This window comes from Pseudarthrobacter sp. CCNWLW217, assembly GCF_037203985.1.
GTDB lineage: Bacteria > Actinomycetota > Actinomycetes > Actinomycetales > Micrococcaceae > Arthrobacter.
The window spans coordinates 76,844-95,956 of the sequence record NZ_JBBCBT010000014.1 but is presented as its reverse complement, the minus strand read 5'-3'; the positions used below and the strand labels follow the sequence as shown (position 1 = coordinate 95,956).

The window sequence follows — 19,113 nt, the reverse complement described above, 5'->3', positions numbered from 1 at the left end:
TGTTGCGCACGCTTGTGGCGCTTATCACGGACAGCCCGCCGGAACCAGCCTCATTTGCGGCCGAAGGCAAAATTAGCGTATTCTAGATCTTCGGTGCTTACGCCAACACTTGGGTTACGACCCCACGGCGTTGAGGCACAGCGAGAGCCCAGCCAAATATAGGCCCAGGTTCCGCACGCAAATCTAGTAATAAACGTCGAGAGAAGTGAGTTCCCAAGTGGTGTACGCGATTGTCCGCGCAGGCGGCCGCCAAGAGAAGGTTTCCGTTGGAGACTTCGTTACCCTGAACCGCGTCCCCGGTGGAGCCGGCAGCACCATTCAGCTGCCCGCACTGCTCCTGGTAGACGGTGACAAGGTCACCTCCGCCGCTGCGGACCTGGCCAAGGTAACTGTTACGGCTGAGATCCTCAATGACCTCCGTGGTCCGAAGATCGTCATCCAGAAGTTCAAGAACAAGACCGGTTACAAGAAGCGCCAGGGTCACCGTCAGGAACTGACCAAGGTCAAGATCACTGGTATCAAGTAACCTTCGTTACTGTTCAGGTTTTCAGCAGATTCCCCAGAATTTAGAGGCAGGCATTTCAAATGGCACATAAAAAAGGCGCGAGCTCCACTCGCAACGGTCGTGACTCCAACGCCCAGTACCTCGGCGTCAAGCGCTTCGGCGGCCAGGTAGTTTCCGCAGGCGAAATCATCGTCCGCCAGCGTGGCACCCACTTCCACCCGGGCGCCGGCGTAGGCCGTGGCGGCGACGACACCCTGTTCGCACTGACCCCGGGCGCCGTTGAATTCGGCACCCGCCGCGGTCGCCGCGTTGTCAACATCGTTGCTGCTGCAGCTGCAGAGTAACTCATAGTTCTGAAGCGGTGGAGCGGGCCATTTGGTCCGCTCCACTGTTCTTTTAACCGCATTACAATCGTCTTGGCGCTTTGCAGCGTCCAGGAAACAGCACTGAGGAGATCCACGTGGCGAGCTTTGTAGACCGGGTAGTACTGCACGTATCCGGCGGTACCGGCGGCCACGGCTGTGTCTCCGTCCACCGCGAGAAGTTCAAGCCCCTGGGCGGGCCCGACGGCGGCAACGGCGGCGACGGCGGCGACGTCATCCTCCGCGTGGACCACCAGACAACCACCCTGCTGGACTATCACCACGCCCCGCACCGGCACGCCACCAACGGCGGACCCGGCATGGGGGACTGGCGCGGCGGCAAAAACGGTGAAACCCTCATCCTCCCCGTCCCGGACGGCACCGTGGTCAAGTCCAAGGACGGCACCGTTTTGGCGGACCTCGTCGGCGAAGGAACGGAATACGTCGCGGCGGCCGGCGGCCAGGGCGGCCTCGGCAACGCCGCGCTCTCCTCCCAGAAGCGCCGTGCGCCCGGCTTCGCGCTGCTGGGCATCGAAGGTGAGTCCAGCGACGTCGTGCTGGAGCTGAAGTCCATTGCGGACATCGCCCTGGTTGGCTTCCCGTCCGCCGGCAAGTCGAGCCTGATCGCCGCCATGTCCGCGGCGCGGCCCAAGATCGCCGACTACCCTTTCACCACCCTGATCCCCAACCTCGGCGTTGTCCAGGCCGGCGATGTCCGCTTCACCATTGCCGACGTCCCCGGCCTGATTGAAGGGGCGTCCGAGGGCAAGGGCCTGGGCCACCACTTCCTGCGGCACGTGGAACGCTGCGCCGCGCTGGTGCACGTCCTGGACTGCGGAACCCTCGAATCGGACCGTGATCCCCTGTCCGACCTCGCCGTCATCGAGGCGGAACTGGAGAAGTACGCCGTCGACATGAGCTACGCCGGGCAGGACGGTGAAGTGGTCCCGCTGAACCACCGCCCCCGCCTGGTTGCCCTAAACAAGGTGGACCTCCCTGACGGCAAGGACATGGCGGAATTTGTCCGGCCTGAACTTGAATCCCGCGGCTACCGCGTCTTCGAAATTTCCGCCACCAGCCACGAAGGCCTGCGCCAACTCGGCTTCGCCATGGCTGAAATCGTTAAGGCCGCCCGCGACTCCCTTGCTGCCGCGCCGCCGAAGGTCCAGCCGGTTGTGCTCAAGCCCCGGGCCGTCAACGAGTCCGGCTTTAAGATCCGCCGTGAAGAGAAGAACCTCGAGCCGCTGTTCCGCGTCCTGGGCGAAAAGCCGGTGCGCTGGGTCAAGCAGACCGACTTTACCAACGAGGAAGCCATCGGCTACCTTGCGGACCGCCTTGCCAAGCTCGGTGTCGAAAACGAACTGTTCAAGCAGGGCGCCAAGCCCGGCGACACCGTGGTGATCGGCGAGGACGACGGCGTCGTCTTCGACTGGGAGCCCACCATGATGGCCGGCGCGGAGCTTCTGGCTTCGCCCCGTGGCACGGACGTCCGCTTCGCCGACATCGGCGACCGCCCCACGCGCGGCCAGAAGCGAGACGAGCAGCAGGAACGCAAGGACGCCAAGGCGGCCGCCCGCGCCGAACTCGAAGCCGAGCGCAAGGCCGGGATCTGGACCGAATCCGTCAGTAGCCGCCGCGTTGCGAAGCCGCTCAAGGAGAGTGGACTGGGCGCAGAAGATGACCAGTAGCGCCGCCACCACTGTGCCCGCCCGGGGCATCGCGGACAGGAGCGTGCTCTCGGGGGCGCGCCGGATCGTTGTCAAAGTCGGTTCGTCGTCGCTGACCAGTATTAAGGGAGGCATCTCCGAGGAGTCGCTGACCGGACTCGCCGACGCGCTGGCAGCCAAGCGGAACTCCGGCACCGAGATCATCCTCGTATCCTCTGGTGCCATTGCTGCCGGTCTGGCCCCGCTGGGGCTGGCCAAGCGGCCGCGTGACCTCGCCACGCAGCAAGCTGCGGCGAGTGTCGGCCAAGGCCTGCTCATGGCCCGATACACGCAGGCGTTCGGAGCGCACGGGGTCACGGTCAGCCAGGTGCTCCTCACCGCTGATGACCTGATGCGCCGCAGCCAGCACACCAACGCCTTCCGTGCGCTGGACAGGCTCCTCAACCTCGGTGTGGTCCCGGTGGTCAACGAAAACGACACCGTTGCCACGCATGAAATCCGCTTCGGCGACAACGACCGCCTCGCCGCCCTCGTCGCGCACCTGGTCCGGGCCGATGCCCTTGTCCTGCTCTCTGACGTCGATTCCCTCTACGACGGACCGCCGTCGCACGGGGCGAAACGGATTCCCCTGGTGGAGGGCCCGCACGACCTCGACGGCGTGACCATCGGCAAGGCAGGCAAAGCCGGCGTTGGCACCGGCGGCATGACCACGAAAGTCGAAGCAGCCACCATCGCCGCCGGATCCGGCATCCACGCGCTGGTCACCTCCACGGCCAACGCCGCCGCCGCTCTGGCCGGGGAAGACGTAGGCACCTGGTTCACGGTGAACGGCGCCCGCAAGCCCGTCCGCCTCCTGTGGCTGGCACACCTTGCATCGGTCCATGGCCGGCTGATCCTGGACGACGGCGCCGTCAAGGCGGTCCGGCACCGCCGCACATCCCTGCTCCCGGCCGGCATCTCCGGCGTCGACGGCGATTTTGAAGCAGGCGACGCCGTCGAGATGGTCAGCGCGGACGGCACCGTGATTGCACGCGGACTGGTCAATTACTCAGCTGCCGAATTACCGCAGATGCTTGGCCGTTCCACCAAGGAACTGGGCAGGGCCCTGGGCCGTGGTTATGACCGTGAAGTTGTTCATGTTGATGACCTGGTGCTTGTCTGAGCCTGACCTCGCCTAAACTTGGAACATGACTGAGGCACTGATCCACAACACCGCTGCGACGTCCGGGGACATCTCTGCTGCCCCCGCTGCTCCTGAGCCCGGCAACCTGCCGCACGCCGCTGCCGTGCCGTTGTCCGTGGAGGACGTCGAAGCCGCGGTCCATGCCATCGCAGACCGTTCACGCCAGGCTGCCCGGAGGATGGCGCGGGCAAACCGTGCGTGGAAGGATCGTGGCCTGCGGGCTATCGGTGCCGCCCTGCTGGAGCGCAGGAATGTGATCCTTGCCGCTAACTCCAAGGACATTGCCGCTGGGAAAGCCAACGGTACCTCCGCTGCCCTGCTGGACCGGCTCACCCTCACGGACGCCCGGATCGATGGACTCGTGGCCGCACTGGAAAAACTCGCCAGCCTGCCCGATCCCGTGGGAAACGTCGTCCGCGGGCAGACCCTTCCCAATGGCCTGCGCCTGCGCCAGATCAACGTTCCCATGGGAGTAGTGGCAGCCATTTATGAGGCTCGCCCCAACGTCACTGTGGACATCGCCGGCCTCGCCCTCAAAAGTGGCAATGCCGTGATCCTGCGCGGCGGAACTGCCGCTGCAGCCACCAACGAGGCCCTCGTCCAGGTCCTGCGCGAAGCCCTGGACTCCGTCGGACTTCCGTCCGACGCCGTGCAAACCGTCGACCAGTACGGCCGCGAAGGCGCCAATGCGCTGATGCGCGCCCGCGGAAAGGTCGACGTCCTGATTCCCCGCGGCGGCCGGGAACTCATCCAGACCGTCGTCACCAACTCCGCGGTGCCCGTCATCGAGACCGGCGAAGGCAACGTCCACATCTTCATCGACGAATCGGCCAGTGAAACCATGGCCGTGGAAATCCTGCTGAACGCCAAGACCCAGCGTCCCAGCGTGTGCAACACCGTGGAGACGCTTTTGGTTCACTCGGGATCCACCGTGCTCCCCGCGGTCGCCGCGGCCCTGCGTGAGGCCGGCGTTACGCTGCACACGGACGAGCGCATCCGGGCGGCACTGCCTGCATCGATTGTGTCCGAGCCGGCCACGGACGAGGACTGGGGCACGGAGTACATGGACCTGGACCTGGCAGTAGCCATGGTGGACAGCCTGGACGAGGCCGTCAAGCACATCCGCACCTGGTCCACGGGCCACACCGAAGCCATCCTCACCAACGATCTCGCCAACGCCGAGCGGTTCATCGCGGAGGTGGACTCCGCGGCAGTCATCGTCAACGCATCCACCCGCTTTACTGATGGCGGCGAACTGGGCCTTGGCGCCGAAGTGGGAATCTCCACCCAAAAGCTGCACGCCCGCGGGCCTATGGGGTTGACCGAGCTCACCACCACCAAGTGGATCGTGCAGGGCGAGGGCCAAGTCCGCGGGTAGCAACGCGGTAACATAGACAGAAGTCCGGAACGGCGGGATATCCGCTGCCACATCCTTTGAACCCTAGGGGAGAACATGCTGCTCCAGCAGATCGCCACGACCATCGCCGAAGGCGAAGAACACGAACTCGCCCCGCTGTGGGCTGAACCGTGGGTCTTCGGTGTGGCCATTTTCGCCATCCTGCTGGTGTTGATGTTCGTCACGCTGTCCTACTCCAACCTCGGGAACCGCCACACCGCCACGGAAGAGCACGCTGATCCGCACCGCCAGCACCCTAACAAGCACGATCACGGCCAGGGCCACTAACATTTCCCGCATTCTGCGCCATCAAGGTGCCGAAGGGCGGCTGCGGCTGGGCGTGATGGGTGGGACCTTCGATCCGATCCATCACGGCCACTTGGTCGCGGCCAGCGAAGTAGCCGCCAAATTCGGCCTGGACGAGGTGGTGTTCGTCCCCACCGGCCAGCCATGGCAGAAAACGCACAAGCAGGTCAGCCTGCCGGAGCACCGCTACCTGATGACGGTGATCGCTACGGCATCCAACCCGCGTTTCACCGTGAGCCGGGTGGATGTGGACCGGCCCGGTCCAACGTATACCATTGATACCTTGCGTGACCTTCGGACCCAGCGTCCGGACGCCGACCTTTTCTTCATCACCGGCGCCGACGCCTTGGCGCAGATCCTGTCGTGGAAAGACATCGACGAGCTCTGGTCGCTGGCACATTTTGTTGGGGTAACCAGGCCCGGGCACGTGCTGGACGGCATGGGACGGAAGGACGTCAGTCTCCTGGAGGTCCCGGCCATGGCCATCTCCTCCACGGACTGCCGCGCCAGGGTAGCCCAGCACAACCCTGTCTGGTACCTCGTGCCGGACGGAGTGGTTCAGTACATCGCCAAATATGGACTGTATGCCGAGGGCGCCGCCAATGGTGAACCAACTACCAAAACAGACGAACCAGCCAGTACTGAATGAGTTCTCAATGAGTCAGGAACAGCCCCCCGTCCGCAGCCGCCGTGAACTTCGGCGGGCCAGAGATGAGAAGCAGGCTAACGGATCCACCGGTCCGGGCCAGGTTTCGCCTGCCTCTAAACAACCTCCGGCAAGCCCCGCAGCTGACCATGCACAGGCACAGCGCTCCTCTCAGATCAGGGCACGGGACAGGGCGGCCCTGCGCACCATCAAGGAACTCGAAGAGAAAGAGGGACAGCTCGCGGCCGGCGGACCGCCCACCCGCCGGCAGCTGCGGCTCCAGCAGCTCAAGGAACAGGCCGTTACCTCTGCCAACCCTGTTGTTGCCCCTGCGCTTCCCGAGTCCGGCCAAAGCGCTGCCTCGCAAACACCTCAACCTGAGGCCACACCGGTTCCGGCAGCACCACAAGCTGCCGCGTCCCGGAAGTCCCCTGCTTCGCCTGACACCCCACGTATCCCGGATGGCATGAGCGTTGAACAGGCGTTGGCGGCCAGGTCCCTGATCGCCGAACAGGCCAAGAACCAGTTGGCCAAAATGGAACACATCGCCTCCCTGGACCCGGAGGCTGTGGACCCGGAAATCCTTGCTGAGCAGATTGCTTTGGCCGAGCGTGCGGCTGTACTGAACCGCCGCGCCATGGCCAAGCAGAAACTGGCAGAACAGGCAGCCCCGCCGGCTCAGGACGCCCCGCCCCGCCCCGCCCCTTCCGCGGCAAGCAACCTCGCCATGGTCACGCCGCTGGAGTTCGTCAAGGTACCGGGCATTGACCGTCCCGTTATGAAGCCGCCGGCGACGTCCTATGTCCCAGTCGTCACCAATCCGGGACCCACACTCCAGCCATCAGCCGGCAAGGGCCGCCGTCCGGCTGATGCCCCGCGGACAGCCGACGACGCCGACGCCCCTGGTGCAAGTGGCCGCTCACGAGTGATCGCACGCGCAGAGGCCGCAGCCAAGGCTTCCACCCGGCCAAGGCCGGTGATCTTCAGCCCGGCTGAAGCGGCCGGGCAGTCGGAAGATCTTTTTGATGACCTGCCACGGATACCGGCAAGTTCGGCGTACGGACTGGAGCCGCTGGACGCGGCAACAGCAGGGCTCGCCCGTGCCAAGAGGATGCGTGTCATTCAGTATTGCGTCCTGGCCTTCGGAATCCTCGCCCTGGTCTCCGGGATCATGCTTATTATCAGCGGCATCACGCGCTGACCTGGCTGCGGCCACCAATCATCGTTTTTGAAAACTACAAGGAGTCCCGTGACTGCATCAAATTCATCCATCGCCACAGCCCGCCACGCAGCCAAAGCGGCCGCGGACAAGATAGCCCAGGACATCGTGGCCTTGGATGTCAGTGAGCGCCTGGCATTGGCCGACGTGTTCCTCATTGCTTCCGCACCGAGTGAACGCCAGGTCAACGCCATCGTTGACGGTATTGAAGAGGAACTGTCCAAGCAGGACCTCCGCCCCGTCCGTCGTGAAGGACGTTCCGGCGGCCGGTGGGTGCTGTTGGACTACTCCGACATCGTCATCCACGTCCAGCACGAGGAAGACCGTGTTTTCTACGCCCTGGAGCGGCTGTGGAAGGACTGCCCGGTGGTGGACCTCCAGTTGGGCGATGACACCTCCGCCAAGGCTGCCGCTGCTTCCGAGGCGGAGTAGGCGCTTCGCGAAAACGCCGGGAGCAGCACTGGCAGGCCGAATATGCCCGATTTGGAATTTTCGGAAATGCTGTTCTAAGATATTTGAGTTGCTTCGGGGGAAACGCTGGAGCAATGAAGAAATCTGGGGCTGTGGCGCAGCTGGTAGCGCACCTGCATGGCATGCAGGGGGTCAGGGGTTCGAGTCCCCTCAGCTCCACCATTTTGGTCTTGTTCGAAACATCGGCAAACACTTGCTGCGGAATGGGCCAGTAGCAAAACCTAAAGGAGAGTTACCAAATTTGGTAGCTCTCCTTTTTTGGTTTTTGGTTATCTGCGGATCATCGGTGCAGTGGGCCATGCACGGAATCGGGAGTGGGGCTTCAGCGGTTCGTTCCGGCAAGGGTCTGACCCGACTTCTCAGATGACTCTGCGTCCACCTTCCAGGCTGACAACGCAGTCGGCCGCAGCGATTGACTCTTCATCGTGGCTGACGCAGGCCACAGCCGCTCCGCGATTGGCCTCTCCTGCAAGTATGGACCGTGTCCGCTCGCAGCTCTCGAGGTCGAGTCCGGCGGCAGGCTCATCGAGCAGGAAGATGCGCGCCTGACGGGCGATTCCCTGGGCCAGCAACGCGCGTTGGCGCTGGCCGCCGGAAAGGGCGTTGAATGGCGAAGATGCGAGGTTTGTGAGCTGGACCCGTTCCAGGGCGTCGGCAACTCGTATTTTCCGTTCCTCTTTTGTGATTCTGGAGGCACGGCTTGGTGATGCACCCCACGTACCCATGATCACCACGTCACGAACCTTGAGCGGGAGTGCATCAGGAGTTGTGACCCGCTGGACCATCAGCGCCACCTCGTCGGCGCGATGAAGAGTGCCCCGGAGAGGCTTGCGGACGCCTGCAAGGATCTCGATAAGCGTGGATTTGCCGGCACCATTAGGCCCGGCGATCGCCGTTACCGTTCCCCATCGCAGATCGATGTCAACGTCCGCCAAGGCGGGAGATTCTCCGAAAGTGAAATAAAGGTGTCGAGCGCGAAGAGCATAGTCGGAAGGGATCACTCTTCGATCCTAACTGAAATTGATAATCATTATCAATAGTGGCTATGGTGGTCAGGTGCAATGGCTGACCGAACCTTTTACCGCAGACTTCTTTCTGCGGGCTCTCCTTGGCGGCGTCCTCGTCGCCCTCATCTGCGGTGTCGTAGGCACCTGGGTGGTAATCCGCGGCATGGCCTTCCTTGGAGAAGCGATAGGTCACGGCATGCTGCCCGGCGTGGCTCTGGCAACAGTTGCCGGTGCCCCTGCCATCGTTGGTGGGGCGGTGAGCGCCGTCATCATGAGCGCGATGATCAGCGCGCTGCAGCGGCGGGGTCGCCTTTCGTACGACACGAGCATCGGTCTGCTGTTCGTGGCGATGCTCTCCCTCGGCGTCATCATCGTGTCCCACTCACGCTCTTTCGCTACCGATGCGACAGCCATGCTCTTTGGCGACATTCTCGCTTTGGACGACGGGGACTTGCTTGGACTTCTCGCCGCTGCGACTATCACAGTCACTATCGCTGTCGTCCTCCATCGCAGCTTCGTCGCTGCTGCCTTTGATACCCGGATTGCCGTGACGTTGGGCCTTCGTCCCCATTTCGCCCAACTGGCACTGGTGGGACTCGTGACCCTTGCTGTTGTTTCTTCATATCAGGCCGTCGGATCTTTGCTTGTGGTGGGGCTGTTGCTCGCCCCGGCAGTAGCTGCCAGCCCCTGGACGCGCAGCATTCCGGCCCGCATGGTGGGCGCATCCTCTTTTGGCGCATTGGCGGTGGGTCTCGGACTGCTGTGCTCCTGGTACGCCGGCACTGCGGCAGGCGCTTCCATCTCCGCAGCCGCGATCACACTCGCTGTCTTTTCCACTGCCGGCGCGCGCCTGCACGGCTGGCGAAGCAGGCAGGCAACCAGGACTCACCAGGCCACGCCGGCCCCCGCTTCTCTATCCCTCACTGGAAAGTAATAATGAATCTCCGAACAGCGCAAACAGTCCTGGCCGCCCTGGCACTTCTTTTTGTCGCGGGGTGTGGCAGTGCGCCAACCCAGCACGAACCGCAACCTGACACGAGCAAATCGGCGTCCGCTAGTGATGGGCATGGAGCGATTGCGGGAGTGGCCGAGGTCGCTGAACCGCAGCTTCATCTTGTGGCGATCGACGCCGAAGGCGAAGCCTCGATGCTGGACCTCCTCACCGGAACAGAGTCCCGGTTGGGGCACGTAGGTCCGCCGGCCCATGTCAGTACTGATGGCCGCTACGTCTTTGCAGCCACCAGCTCCGGCGTGGACATTGTGGATAGCGGCGTATGGACCTGGGATCACGTGGACCACTTCCACTATTACCGGACAGAACCCAAGACTCTGGGAAGGGTTGCAGGCGAGGGCGCAGCCACTATCGCCACAGGCATGCTTTCGACGGCCGGTACAACGGGGCTGTTCTTCCCTTCTTCCGGGGAGGCTATCCTGCTGGATAACTCGGCGCTCTCCAATGGGACTATCTCAGAAACCCTTCGCCTCAAGACCGAACCGCACGCCGGCATCATCGCCCCTCTGGGTGAGGGTGCCGTAGTCTCCGAGCCCGACAACACGGGGAAGGCCGCGCGGTTGCGTGCCGTCGACGCTTCCGGCAAGGAGTTGGCCACCACCGAATGCCCGGCGGCAGCAGGAACCATCACCACCCGGCTGGGTCTGGTCATCGGTTGCGCGGATGGCGCAGTGATCGCCACAACGGAGGGGGTGACACCGGTCTTCGAACGGGTTCCCTACCCGGCCGGGGCGGCCCCGGCAACGGAATTCGATGGACGTAAGGGCAGGCCCACGGTCGCCGGGCTCAGTACTGATGCCGGAGTCTGGCTGCTGAACACCCGCCAGCGGGCTTGGGAGTGGCTGCCGACCTCAACCCCGGTACTCGCCGCGGCAACAGTTGACGACACTGACCACCATGTCGTTGTCGTTGGCGCTGACGGCACGGTCCAGGTATATGACGCATCGACAAAAGAGCGCATCGCGGTCACCGAACCGCTGTTGGCGGCAACCCTCGCGGATTCAGCCTTGGCTGGAAAAGTGCAGCTCACCCTCGATGGTCAGCGCGCCTACGTCAGCGCACCGGCGGAGGGCATTGTCTATGAAATTGACTACGCCGATGACGCACGGATTGCCCGGACCCTCAAGCTGCCCACAAAGCCCGTGCATCTCGTGGAGACCGGTCGATGAAACGCGCGCCGCTGATTGCCCTCGCCGCTGCGGCTGCGCTGATATTTTCCGGTTGCTCACAACCGAACACGCCGGAGAAGCCCCAGGTTGTGGTGACCACCAACATTCTCGGTGATGTGACGCGACAGGTCCTTGGAGACCAGGTCCAGGTGACTACTCTCATGCAGCCAAATGCTGATCCGCACTCCTTTGAAATATCGGCCCAGGAAGCGTCCCTCATGGGCAGTGCGGACCTGGTGGTGTCCAACGGCCTCGGTCTGGAGGGAGGGCTGCAACAGCACCTCGACAGGGCTGCAAAGGCCGGTGCGCCAATGTTGGTGGCGGGGGACGTGGTCGAGGTCCTGCCCTACAGCTCCGGAGATGCTGAAGGCACCCCTGACCCCCATTTCTGGACCGATCCTGCCGCCATGCTCGATGTCGTCAACGCCATGGAAACCGCCGCGCGGAACATTGAAGGAATCGACGCCGGGCGGCTGGCGGCCAGCGCAGACGCCTACCGGGATCAACTCACCCGGCTGGACATCGAGATGACAGATGCTTTTGCTGCCATTCCCAAGGAGCGCCGGGCCTTGGTGACGAACCACCATGTTTTCGGCTACCTCGCAGAACGGTTCGATTTCCGCGTTGTTGGCGCCGTCATCCCTGGGGGGACCACCTTGGCAGCCCCAAGCGCTGCCGATCTGCGCAAGCTCAGCGAGGCCGTCCGTGACGCCGGTGTCCCAACTATCTTTGCCGAATCGTCCCAGCCCGACCGCCTGGTGCAAGTACTCGCCAGCGAGGCTGGCCTCAATGTGCGGGTCGCTGAACTGTTCACCGAATCGCTGACCGGCCCCGACGGAGGCGCAGCAACCTACCTGGACATGATGCGTGCCAACACGGAGCGGATTGTCCAAGGACTCAGGACTTGACCACATCGAATAACACACGCCCAGGCAGAACCCTGCCTGACAAAAATAGAATGAGGAACCGAAATATGATCTGCAAACGAAATACGCGCCTGGGAGGCATCGCCCTTGTTGCCGGGATGACGCTCTTGGCGTCCGCCTGCGCCAACAGCACGCCTGCCCGTAATACCCAAACCCCTGCCGCCTCCGCTTCGGCTGACGCGCTCGGACGTGTCGCCATCTCCTACCCGGGAGGCATCAGCATCCTCGACGGGAAGACTCTAAACGTCGTCAAGAAGTTCGACTCGGAGGAATTCACCAGGCTCAACGCCGCTGGCGACGGGCGGCACGTTTTCGTCACCACGAAAGCCGGCTTCCAACTACTGGACACGGTGGAACCCAAACTCACGGATCTCGTAGTGGACGCATCGGCTCCCGGCCACGTCGTGCGGCATGCAGGCAACACCGTCCTGTTCGACGACGGCACGGGTACCACAACCATCCTGAAAACCGCAGACCTAGCCAAAGCAGACGGCGCCCTACCCGAAACGCAAACTTACAAAGCTGACGCTCCGCACCATGGAGTATCAATCGTGTTGGAGGACGGGAAACTTCTTACCACCGTCGGTGACAAGACCTCCCGCACCGGAGCGGTTGCACTCGAATCACACCATGGCCACTGGGACAAGTTAGCTGAGAGCAAGGAATGCCCCGGCATCCATGGCGAAGGTACTGCAGCAGGCGAAGCTGTGATCTTTGGCTGCGAGGACGGTGCCTTGCTGTTCCACGATGGCAAGTTCGAAAAGTTCCAAGCACCGGATAAGTACGGCCGGATGGGCAACGCGTTCGTCTCCGAAACAAGCCCTATTGTGGTCGGGGACTACAAAACCGATCCAGACGCTGAAGGCTACCTCCTGAACTCAGTAGCCCTCATCGACACCCAGAAGCACAGCTTCAACGTCGTCAAGCTTCCCGAGACAGTGAAGTACACGTTCCGGGATATTGCCCGTGGACCGGGGGATCTGGCTTACATACTTTCCACGAACGGATCGATCCATGTTCTGGATCCCAAGGACGGCAAGATCGTCAACGAATTCCCCGTGATCGGGGCCTGGGAAGGTCCTGTCGATTGGCAGGACGCCCACCCCGCCATCGTCGTCAAAGGCAACACCGCCTACGTCACCGAACCGGCAGCAAGCACCGTACATTCGGTTGATCTGACCACCGGCAAGGTGACCGGGTCGGCCAAGTTGGACGTAGTGCCCAACGAAATCGCCATCACCCTCGGAGCGCACTGACCCTTCCTGCGTCGAGTCAAACAGCAGGTGCCGCACCCTCGTGGCGCGGCACCTGCTTTCAGTTAGATGCCGGCGGGGGAGCGGCTGTTCATGCGGTTCCACGGGGCTTGAGTTGGAGCTTATCGATGACGCCTGGACTCCAGTTTTTGTTTCCGGCCACGGAATGTGTCCCGCCGTCCAGCATGCGAAACTGCGTCGGGCGCGCCGCACCCGGAAGCAACGTATTCGATTGGCGTCTACGGCAAATCTGCATTAAGCTGATCAGGTTGCTTCCGGGAACGAGAGTTCCCAGGAAACAGAAGTTTGGGGCTGTGGCGCAGCTGGTAGCGCACCTGCATGGCATGCAGGGGGTCAGGGGTTCGAGTCCCCTCAGCTCCACCAAAAACAAAAAAACCACCCGGCGGGTGGTTTTTTTGTGTTTCCGGGGTCTTGGCTGGGTTCCCGCCGGTCCACATCACGTCCAGTCGGAATCACGTCCAGTCGGAGCGGCGAAGCGGGGGTTCGGCGCCACCCGGCCTTTGTACGAGAACCTGGTTTACGCCCGTAATTCCGGCCTCGAAGCCGAGGGCGCTGGACGCCATGTAAAGCCGCCAGATCCTCGCCCGCCCCAGGCTCGTCAGCCTCACAGCCTCGTCCCAGTTGGCCTCTAGGCGGCGCACCCACGCACGCAGCGTCAGCGCGTAATGCCTGCGCAGGGCCTCGACGTCGAGGATTTCCAGGCCGCCGGCCTCCAGGGCGCTGACCATCTCGCCCAGGCTGATCATTTCGCCGTCCGGGAAAACGTAGCGGGGAATGAATGAGTCCGGGTCCGGGCTGGTAGGCCCGGCATTCCACGAGATGGCATGGTTCAGCAACCGGCCGCCGGGCCGGAGCAGGTTGTACAGCCGGGAAACATAACGGGGGGTCTGTTCGCGACCCACGTGTTCGGACATGCCGATGGAGCTGATGGCGTCGAAGGGGCCATCGTCCACGTCGCGGTAGTCCTGGACCCTGATATCGATTCTTTCCGTCAGGCCGGCGTCCGCTGCTCTTTTGCGCGCCATGACTGCCTGTTCGCTCGAGAGCGTTACCCCGACCACGCTGACCCCATAACGTTCCGCGGCGTGGAGGGCGAAACTGCCCCAGCCGCAGCCGACGTCCAGTACCCTCATGCCTGGTTGCAGGCCGAGCTTGCGGCACACGAGGTCGATCTTGGCTTCCTGGGCGGCGTCGAGCCCGGCCACCAGGCTGTCGGGGGAGCCATCCCCGGGACCATCACCTGAGGGATCCGAGCCTGAGCTGGTGCCCCATACTGCGCAGGAGTAGACCATGGACGGTCCCAGAACCAGTGCATAGAAGTCGTTGCCGACGTCGTAATGATGCGAGATCGCGGCGGCGTCCCGCCGCTTGGAGTGCATGCGCCCTGCCTTCCGGACACGCGCCTCTTCCGGCGGAGGGGTGGGATTGGGTCCAAGGGCCCCTAGCCTGATAGCCGTCTTCAGCAATGTCCAGACTTCAGCTGGCGTGAGGGGCTTGAACGGTCCTGGCTCGGCGAACTTTCCCATGGAGCTGAGGGCCGTGAAGGCTGCGAAGATGTCCCCTGGCGCATCGATGTCGCCGGCAACGTATGCCCGGCTCAGCCCAAGCTGGCCCGGGGACCAGAGGATCCGCCGAAGGGCGCGCCGGTTACGGAACTCCAGCACGGGGGCCGCAGACGGGCCAGCCTCGGATCCGTCCCACGCCTTGAGCCGGAACGGGATTTCCTTTGTTCCCAGGACAATGCCCAGCGCCCTGGCCAGCCTTGATGCAGCAGTGGTGTTTTTCATGATGGGTGACCTCTCTTCCGCCATGGGCCTACAGTACGGCGGCGGTGGGCACATGTCAGCGATTGCGGGACACTTTTCTGTCTGCGCTGGCAAGTAATGAAGCCCGATTATCATTGGGAGGTGACTGACACGCTTCCTCCTTGTCCTGCCTGCTCAAGCCCGTTCGCCTACGAGATGGGCGCACTCCTGGTCTGCCCGGAATGCGGCAACGAGTGGGCCCCGGAAGCCGGCGGCGACGACGACGACGGGGCAGCGACGGAAGCGCGAGTGATCAAGGACGCGGTAGGCAACGTCCTGGCCGACGGCGATACAGTCACCGTCATCAAGGACCTCAAGATCAAGGGCAGTTCCAGTGTGATCAAGGTAGGCACGAAAGTGCGCGGCATCCGGCTGCTGGATGGCGTGGGCGACCACGACATCGACTGCAAAGTGGACGGCGTCGGTCCCATGCAGCTCAAATCCTCCGTAGTGAAAAAGGCCTAGCCGGGAGCCCGAAGCGATGGAGAAGCAGTTGGTGGACGTTGCGGTGATCGGTGCTGGGCAGGCCGGGCTCTCGGCGGCATATCACCTGCAGCGCCGGGGATTCAGCCCTGCCGGTGCCCTTGGCGCCGCGACATATGCCGTGTTCGACGCCGAGGAGGGCCCGGGAGGTGCCTGGCGGCACCGCTGGAAAAGCCTCCGGATGGCCACGGTCAACGGCATCAGCGACCTCCCGGGCATCGCCAAGCCAGTGGTGGACCCAGCAGAACCCAGCTCGGAGTTCCTGGCACGCTACTTTGCCGGCTATGAGCAGGACCTCGGACTAGCCATCAGGCGGCCGGTCAAAGTCACGGGCGTCACGCGGGAAGACGCAGACCCCCACGGCCGGCTGGGCATCACCACGTCCGACGGCGACTGGTCCGCGAAAGCGGTCATCAACGCCACGGGCACCTGGACCAGGCCGTTCTGGCCCATCTACCCGGGACAGTTCACCTTCCGGGGCAGGCAACTGCACGTGGCCGATTATGTTGCAGCGGAGGAGTTCCGCGGCCGGCACGTCATCGTGGTTGGCGGAGGTATTTCCGCCGTCGGCCTCCTGGACGAAATCTCCCAAGTGACCACCACGAGCTGGTTTACCCGCAGGGAGCCCGAATGGAGGGACGCCGAGTTCGACGCCCAGGCTGGCCACAACGCCGTAGCGCTGGTGGAGGAGCGGGTGCGCCAGGGGCTGCCGCCGCAAAGCGTGGTGGCGGTCACCGGCCTGATCTGGACGCCCGCCCTGCGCGCCGCGGCCAGGAGGGGTGCGCTGAACCGGCGTCCGATGTTCACGTCCATCGAACCCGACGGCGTCCGGTTGCCGAATGGTGAACTGCTCGTCGCTGACGTGATCTTGTGGGCTACCGGGTTCCGCGCCGAACTTGAACACCTCGCTCCGCTGCATCTCCGTGGTCCCGGCGGCGGCATCGCCATGGACGGCACGCAAGTGGCGGCGGAACCCCGCGTCCACTTGGTGGGCTATGGGCCGTCGTCGTCCACCATCGGCGCCAACAGGGCAGGGCGGGCAGCTGTGGCGGCCATCCTGAAGTTGCCCGGAGTTCACTACGAAACCTCCACGGCCCTATCCAGTGAAAAGGCGGCACCAGCTAGTGGTACAAAACACTCTTGAGGATGTCTTCGGGGCGCTCCGGCGGCGACCGGACGTGGAGGCCCCGAATCTCCAGGCCTGGGATGCCACGGACAGGCTCCTGCTGGAGACGGCGGCGGACCGGGCAGGTGCCGGCAGCAACGTGGCCGTCATCGGTGACCGCTATGGTGCCCTCACTCTGGGCGCCCTGGCGACGCTGGGTATACGCACGGTGCGCGTCCACCAGGACCTCATCACCGGCGAGCGGGCCCTCAGGAACAACGCCGCGGCCCTCGGCCTGGACTCAACGCCGCCGGAACCGGGGACGGGGAAGCGTTTCGAGCAGCTGCCGCTGGGGAAGGAACTGCTCACCGGCGCAGACCTCGTCCTGCTGCAACTGCCGAAGACCCTGGCAGAACTGGACCAGATCGCCGGGGCAGTGGCACGATACGCCGCACAGGGGGCGGTGCTCCTGGCCGGCGGCCGGGTCAAGCACATGTCGTTAGGCATGAACGCAGTATTGGAACGGCATTTCGGGACCGTCCAGCCGCAGCTTGCCCGCCAGAAGTCCCGAGTCATCGTCGCAGCGGACGCAAGGGAAGCGTCAGGGCCGGAGCCGGTTCCCGTGGTGGAGCACCTGGCCGAACTCGACCTGGACGTTGCCGCTCACGGCGCCGTCTTCGCAGGGCACAGGCTGGACATCGGCACGAGGTTCCTGCTGACGTTCCTGCCCGCGATGCCCGCTGCCGGGCACGCAGTGGACCTGGGGTGTGGCACGGGGATCCTGGCCGCCATGTACGCCAGGCAGAATCCGGGTTCCGTGGTCACCGCCACCGACCAGTCGGCCGTCGCCGTCGCATCCGCCGCAGGCACCGCTGCAGCCAACGGCCTTTCGGACCGCATGAAAGTCCTCCAGGACGATGCAATGAGCACGCTCCCGGACGCCAGCGTGGACCTCATCCTGCTGAACCCGCCCTTCCACCTTGGCGCCACCGTCCATGCGGGCGCCGGAATCAAGATGTTTGAAGCTGCCGGCAGGGTCCTCACCCCGGGCGGTCAACTATGGACCGTCTTCAACCGGCACCTGAACTACCTGCCCGCACTCGAACGGCTGGTGGGCCCCACCGCAGTCAAGGGCCAAAACCCGAAGTTCACGGTTGCAGTCAGCACGAGGCGGTCATCCCGGCAGCAAGGGGCCGCGCCGCGACCCCGCCTCCACATGTGGGCGGATGACAAGGGGTAACGTACCATTCAGACATCATTTAGTGACGAAGACGTTTAGGGGAAATCCGTGTCCGAGATCCGGCAGCCATCGCCTAGGCGCGGCACCAACCTGCCGCGGATGGGGGACTTCAACCTCACGGTCATTCTTGACGCCATCCGCAGGTCCTCCGGTGGCCTCAGCCGGGTGGAGCTCGCACAGATTGTGGGGCTCTCACCGCAGACAATTTCCAACATCTCCCGTCGGCTGCTGGACCAGCACCTGATTGTGGAAGCCGGCAAGGAAGGCAGCGGCCCGGGCAAGCCGCGCACCATACTGCGCCTGAACCCCTCGGGCATGTACGCGATCGGCGTCCACCTGGACCCCGCCGTAACAACCTTCGTAGTGCTTGACCTCGTAGGCGCCGTAGTGCAACACTCACGGATCAAGACGCCGGGCGGGAACGATCCTGCAGCCGTGATCTCAACCATTGCCATGGAGATTGGGCAGCTTGTCACGGAATCCGGAGTGGATACTGCCAAGATCGCAGGCCTGGGCCTGGCCGCTCCCGGCCCCATCGACCTCGACAACGGCACGGTCGTGGATCCGCCACTGTTGCCCGGGTGGGACAGGGTTGAACTCCGCAATGCACTGGCCGAGGCCACCGGCTACTCGGTCCTGGTGGATAAGGACGTTACCAGCGCCGCCGTCGCCGAAACGTGGGCGGGCGGCCCCAGCGGCGCGGGCAGCTTCATCTTTATGTACATGGGTACCGGTATCGGCTGCGGCATTGTGCTCAATGATGAAGTGGTCCGCGGAACGTCGGGCAATGCCGGCGAAATCGGGCATATCGTGGTGGATCCAGATGGCCCCGTGTGCGACTGCGGCCTGCGTGGCTGCGTGAAGTCCTCGGCGATCCCGCAGGTGCTGGTGGCTGAGGCAGAAGCCGCCGGCATTCTCGACGGTTCCCGCACGGACAACAGCGGTGCCGTTGTCCAGCAGAGCTTCTCGAGGCTCTGCGACCTCGCTGATGAAGGAAACACGCAGGCCCTCGCCATCATCGACAAATCGGCAGTGCTCGTGGCCCGCGCCGTATCGGTGGTCACCAACACCCTTGATGTGGAGCGCGTTGTCTTCGGCGGGCCATACTGGAGCCGGCTGTCCGAGCGGTACCTGGACAAAATCCCGGCCCTCCTGGACGCCAACAGCGCAGCCCGCCTCATCCATACCATCGAGGTAGTAGGAACCGGGGTAGGAGAGGACGTGGGCGCCATCGGTGCGGCTTGCCTCGTCCTGGAGCATACGCTGGCACCCCGGGCACAGCGCCTCCTTTTGGAGAGTTGAACCGGGCGCCTTGCCCGCGGCAGGGTGCACATCTA

General features: G+C 63.8%; 19 protein-coding genes and 2 tRNA genes. 19 read left to right on the top strand and 2 right to left on the bottom strand.

Annotation, left to right across the window (positions count from 1 at the left end; all coding sequences use genetic code 11):
• The first annotated feature begins 217 nt into the window (after positions 1-217).
• The 10 genes from rplU (at position 218) to V9L18_RS16245 (ending at position 7,917) form a co-directional block, all read left to right on the top strand.
• Positions 218-526 (top strand): 50S ribosomal protein L21, encoded by a 309-nt coding sequence (rplU, locus tag V9L18_RS16290; protein WP_066291943.1) that lies wholly within the window; start codon positions 218-220, stop codon positions 524-526.
• Positions 527-585: 59 nt separating this feature from the next.
• Positions 586-849 (top strand): 50S ribosomal protein L27, encoded by a 264-nt coding sequence (rpmA, locus tag V9L18_RS16285; protein WP_009372867.1) that lies wholly within the window; start codon positions 586-588, stop codon positions 847-849.
• Positions 850-965: 116 nt separating this feature from the next.
• Complete coding sequence (gene obgE, locus V9L18_RS16280) at positions 966-2,555, top strand: GTPase ObgE (RefSeq protein ID WP_337348202.1); 1,590 nt, start codon at positions 966-968, stop codon at positions 2,553-2,555.
• Positions 2,545-3,696, top strand: a complete 1,152-nt coding sequence (gene proB / locus V9L18_RS16275) for a glutamate 5-kinase (RefSeq protein ID WP_337348201.1) — start codon at positions 2,545-2,547, stop codon at positions 3,694-3,696. The genes obgE and proB overlap by 11 nt, the downstream gene beginning before the upstream one ends.
• Before the next feature lie 25 nt (positions 3,697-3,721).
• Positions 3,722-5,095, top strand: a complete 1,374-nt coding sequence (locus V9L18_RS16270; protein ID WP_337348200.1) for a glutamate-5-semialdehyde dehydrogenase — start codon at positions 3,722-3,724, stop codon at positions 5,093-5,095.
• A 75-nt stretch (positions 5,096-5,170) separates the two neighbouring features.
• Positions 5,171-5,401 (top strand): hypothetical protein, encoded by a 231-nt coding sequence (locus V9L18_RS16265; protein ID WP_337348199.1) that lies wholly within the window; start codon positions 5,171-5,173, stop codon positions 5,399-5,401.
• Positions 5,402-5,441: 40 nt separating this feature from the next.
• Positions 5,442-6,068, top strand: a complete 627-nt coding sequence (gene nadD / locus V9L18_RS16260) for a nicotinate-nucleotide adenylyltransferase (protein WP_337348228.1) — start codon at positions 5,442-5,444, stop codon at positions 6,066-6,068.
• A 7-nt stretch (positions 6,069-6,075) separates the two neighbouring features.
• Entirely contained in the window at positions 6,076-7,266 is a 1,191-nt protein-coding gene (locus tag V9L18_RS16255) for a hypothetical protein (RefSeq protein WP_337348198.1), read from the top strand.
• Positions 7,267-7,314: 48 nt separating this feature from the next.
• Positions 7,315-7,716 (top strand): ribosome silencing factor, encoded by a 402-nt coding sequence (gene rsfS / locus V9L18_RS16250; RefSeq protein ID WP_337348197.1) that lies wholly within the window; start codon positions 7,315-7,317, stop codon positions 7,714-7,716.
• Between the two features lie 125 nt (positions 7,717-7,841).
• A tRNA-Ala gene (locus V9L18_RS16245) sits at positions 7,842-7,917 on the top strand.
• Between the two features lie 197 nt (positions 7,918-8,114).
• Here the strand turns inward: V9L18_RS16245 and V9L18_RS16240 are convergent.
• Positions 8,115-8,690 (bottom strand): ATP-binding cassette domain-containing protein, encoded by a 576-nt coding sequence (locus tag V9L18_RS16240; RefSeq protein ID WP_337348196.1) that lies wholly within the window; start codon positions 8,688-8,690, stop codon positions 8,115-8,117.
• Positions 8,691-8,811: 121 nt separating this feature from the next.
• Here V9L18_RS16240 and aztB point away from each other — a divergent pair, with 121 nt between their 5' ends.
• From aztB to V9L18_RS16215, 5 genes are all read left to right on the top strand, one after another.
• Positions 8,812-9,696, top strand: a complete 885-nt coding sequence (aztB, locus tag V9L18_RS16235; protein ID WP_337348195.1) for a zinc ABC transporter permease AztB — start codon at positions 8,812-8,814, stop codon at positions 9,694-9,696.
• A 149-nt stretch (positions 9,697-9,845) separates the two neighbouring features.
• Complete coding sequence (locus tag V9L18_RS16230) at positions 9,846-10,943, top strand: ABC transporter (RefSeq protein ID WP_337348194.1); 1,098 nt, start codon at positions 9,846-9,848, stop codon at positions 10,941-10,943.
• Positions 10,940-11,851, top strand: coding sequence for a zinc ABC transporter substrate-binding protein AztC (aztC, locus tag V9L18_RS16225; RefSeq protein ID WP_337348193.1), 912 nt, complete (start codon positions 10,940-10,942; stop codon positions 11,849-11,851). The genes V9L18_RS16230 and aztC overlap by 4 nt, the downstream gene beginning before the upstream one ends.
• Before the next feature lie 65 nt (positions 11,852-11,916).
• On the top strand, positions 11,917-13,125 hold the full coding sequence (gene aztD, locus V9L18_RS16220) for a zinc metallochaperone AztD (RefSeq protein ID WP_443197962.1): 1,209 nt from the start codon (positions 11,917-11,919) through the stop codon (positions 13,123-13,125).
• A gap of 305 nt (positions 13,126-13,430) precedes the next feature.
• Positions 13,431-13,506: transfer RNA gene (locus tag V9L18_RS16215), tRNA-Ala, on the top strand.
• An 89-nt stretch (positions 13,507-13,595) separates the two neighbouring features.
• Here V9L18_RS16215 and V9L18_RS16210 read toward each other — a convergent pair.
• The gene (locus tag V9L18_RS16210) at positions 13,596-14,930 is read right to left on the bottom strand and encodes a class I SAM-dependent methyltransferase (protein WP_337348191.1); all 1,335 of its coding nucleotides are present in this window, start codon (positions 14,928-14,930) and stop codon (positions 13,596-13,598) included.
• Between the two features lie 120 nt (positions 14,931-15,050).
• On the opposite strand from V9L18_RS16210, the gene V9L18_RS16205 reads away from it, so the two are divergent.
• The 4 genes from V9L18_RS16205 to V9L18_RS16190 all read left to right on the top strand — a co-directional run bounded on the left by V9L18_RS16205 (position 15,051) and on the right by V9L18_RS16190 (position 19,078).
• Complete coding sequence (locus V9L18_RS16205) at positions 15,051-15,413, top strand: zinc ribbon domain-containing protein YjdM (protein WP_337348190.1); 363 nt, start codon at positions 15,051-15,053, stop codon at positions 15,411-15,413.
• Between the two features lie 16 nt (positions 15,414-15,429).
• Positions 15,430-16,575: an NAD(P)-binding domain-containing protein gene (locus tag V9L18_RS16200; protein ID WP_337348189.1), complete on the top strand. Its 1,146-nt coding sequence runs from the start codon at positions 15,430-15,432 to the stop codon at positions 16,573-16,575.
• On the top strand, positions 16,556-17,776 hold the full coding sequence (locus V9L18_RS16195) for a class I SAM-dependent methyltransferase (RefSeq protein WP_337348188.1): 1,221 nt from the start codon (positions 16,556-16,558) through the stop codon (positions 17,774-17,776). Before V9L18_RS16200 ends, V9L18_RS16195 begins: the two co-directional genes overlap by 20 nt.
• Before the next feature lie 99 nt (positions 17,777-17,875).
• Positions 17,876-19,078 (top strand): ROK family transcriptional regulator, encoded by a 1,203-nt coding sequence (locus V9L18_RS16190; RefSeq protein WP_337348227.1) that lies wholly within the window; start codon positions 17,876-17,878, stop codon positions 19,076-19,078.
• The last annotated feature ends 35 nt before the right edge of the window (positions 19,079-19,113 follow it).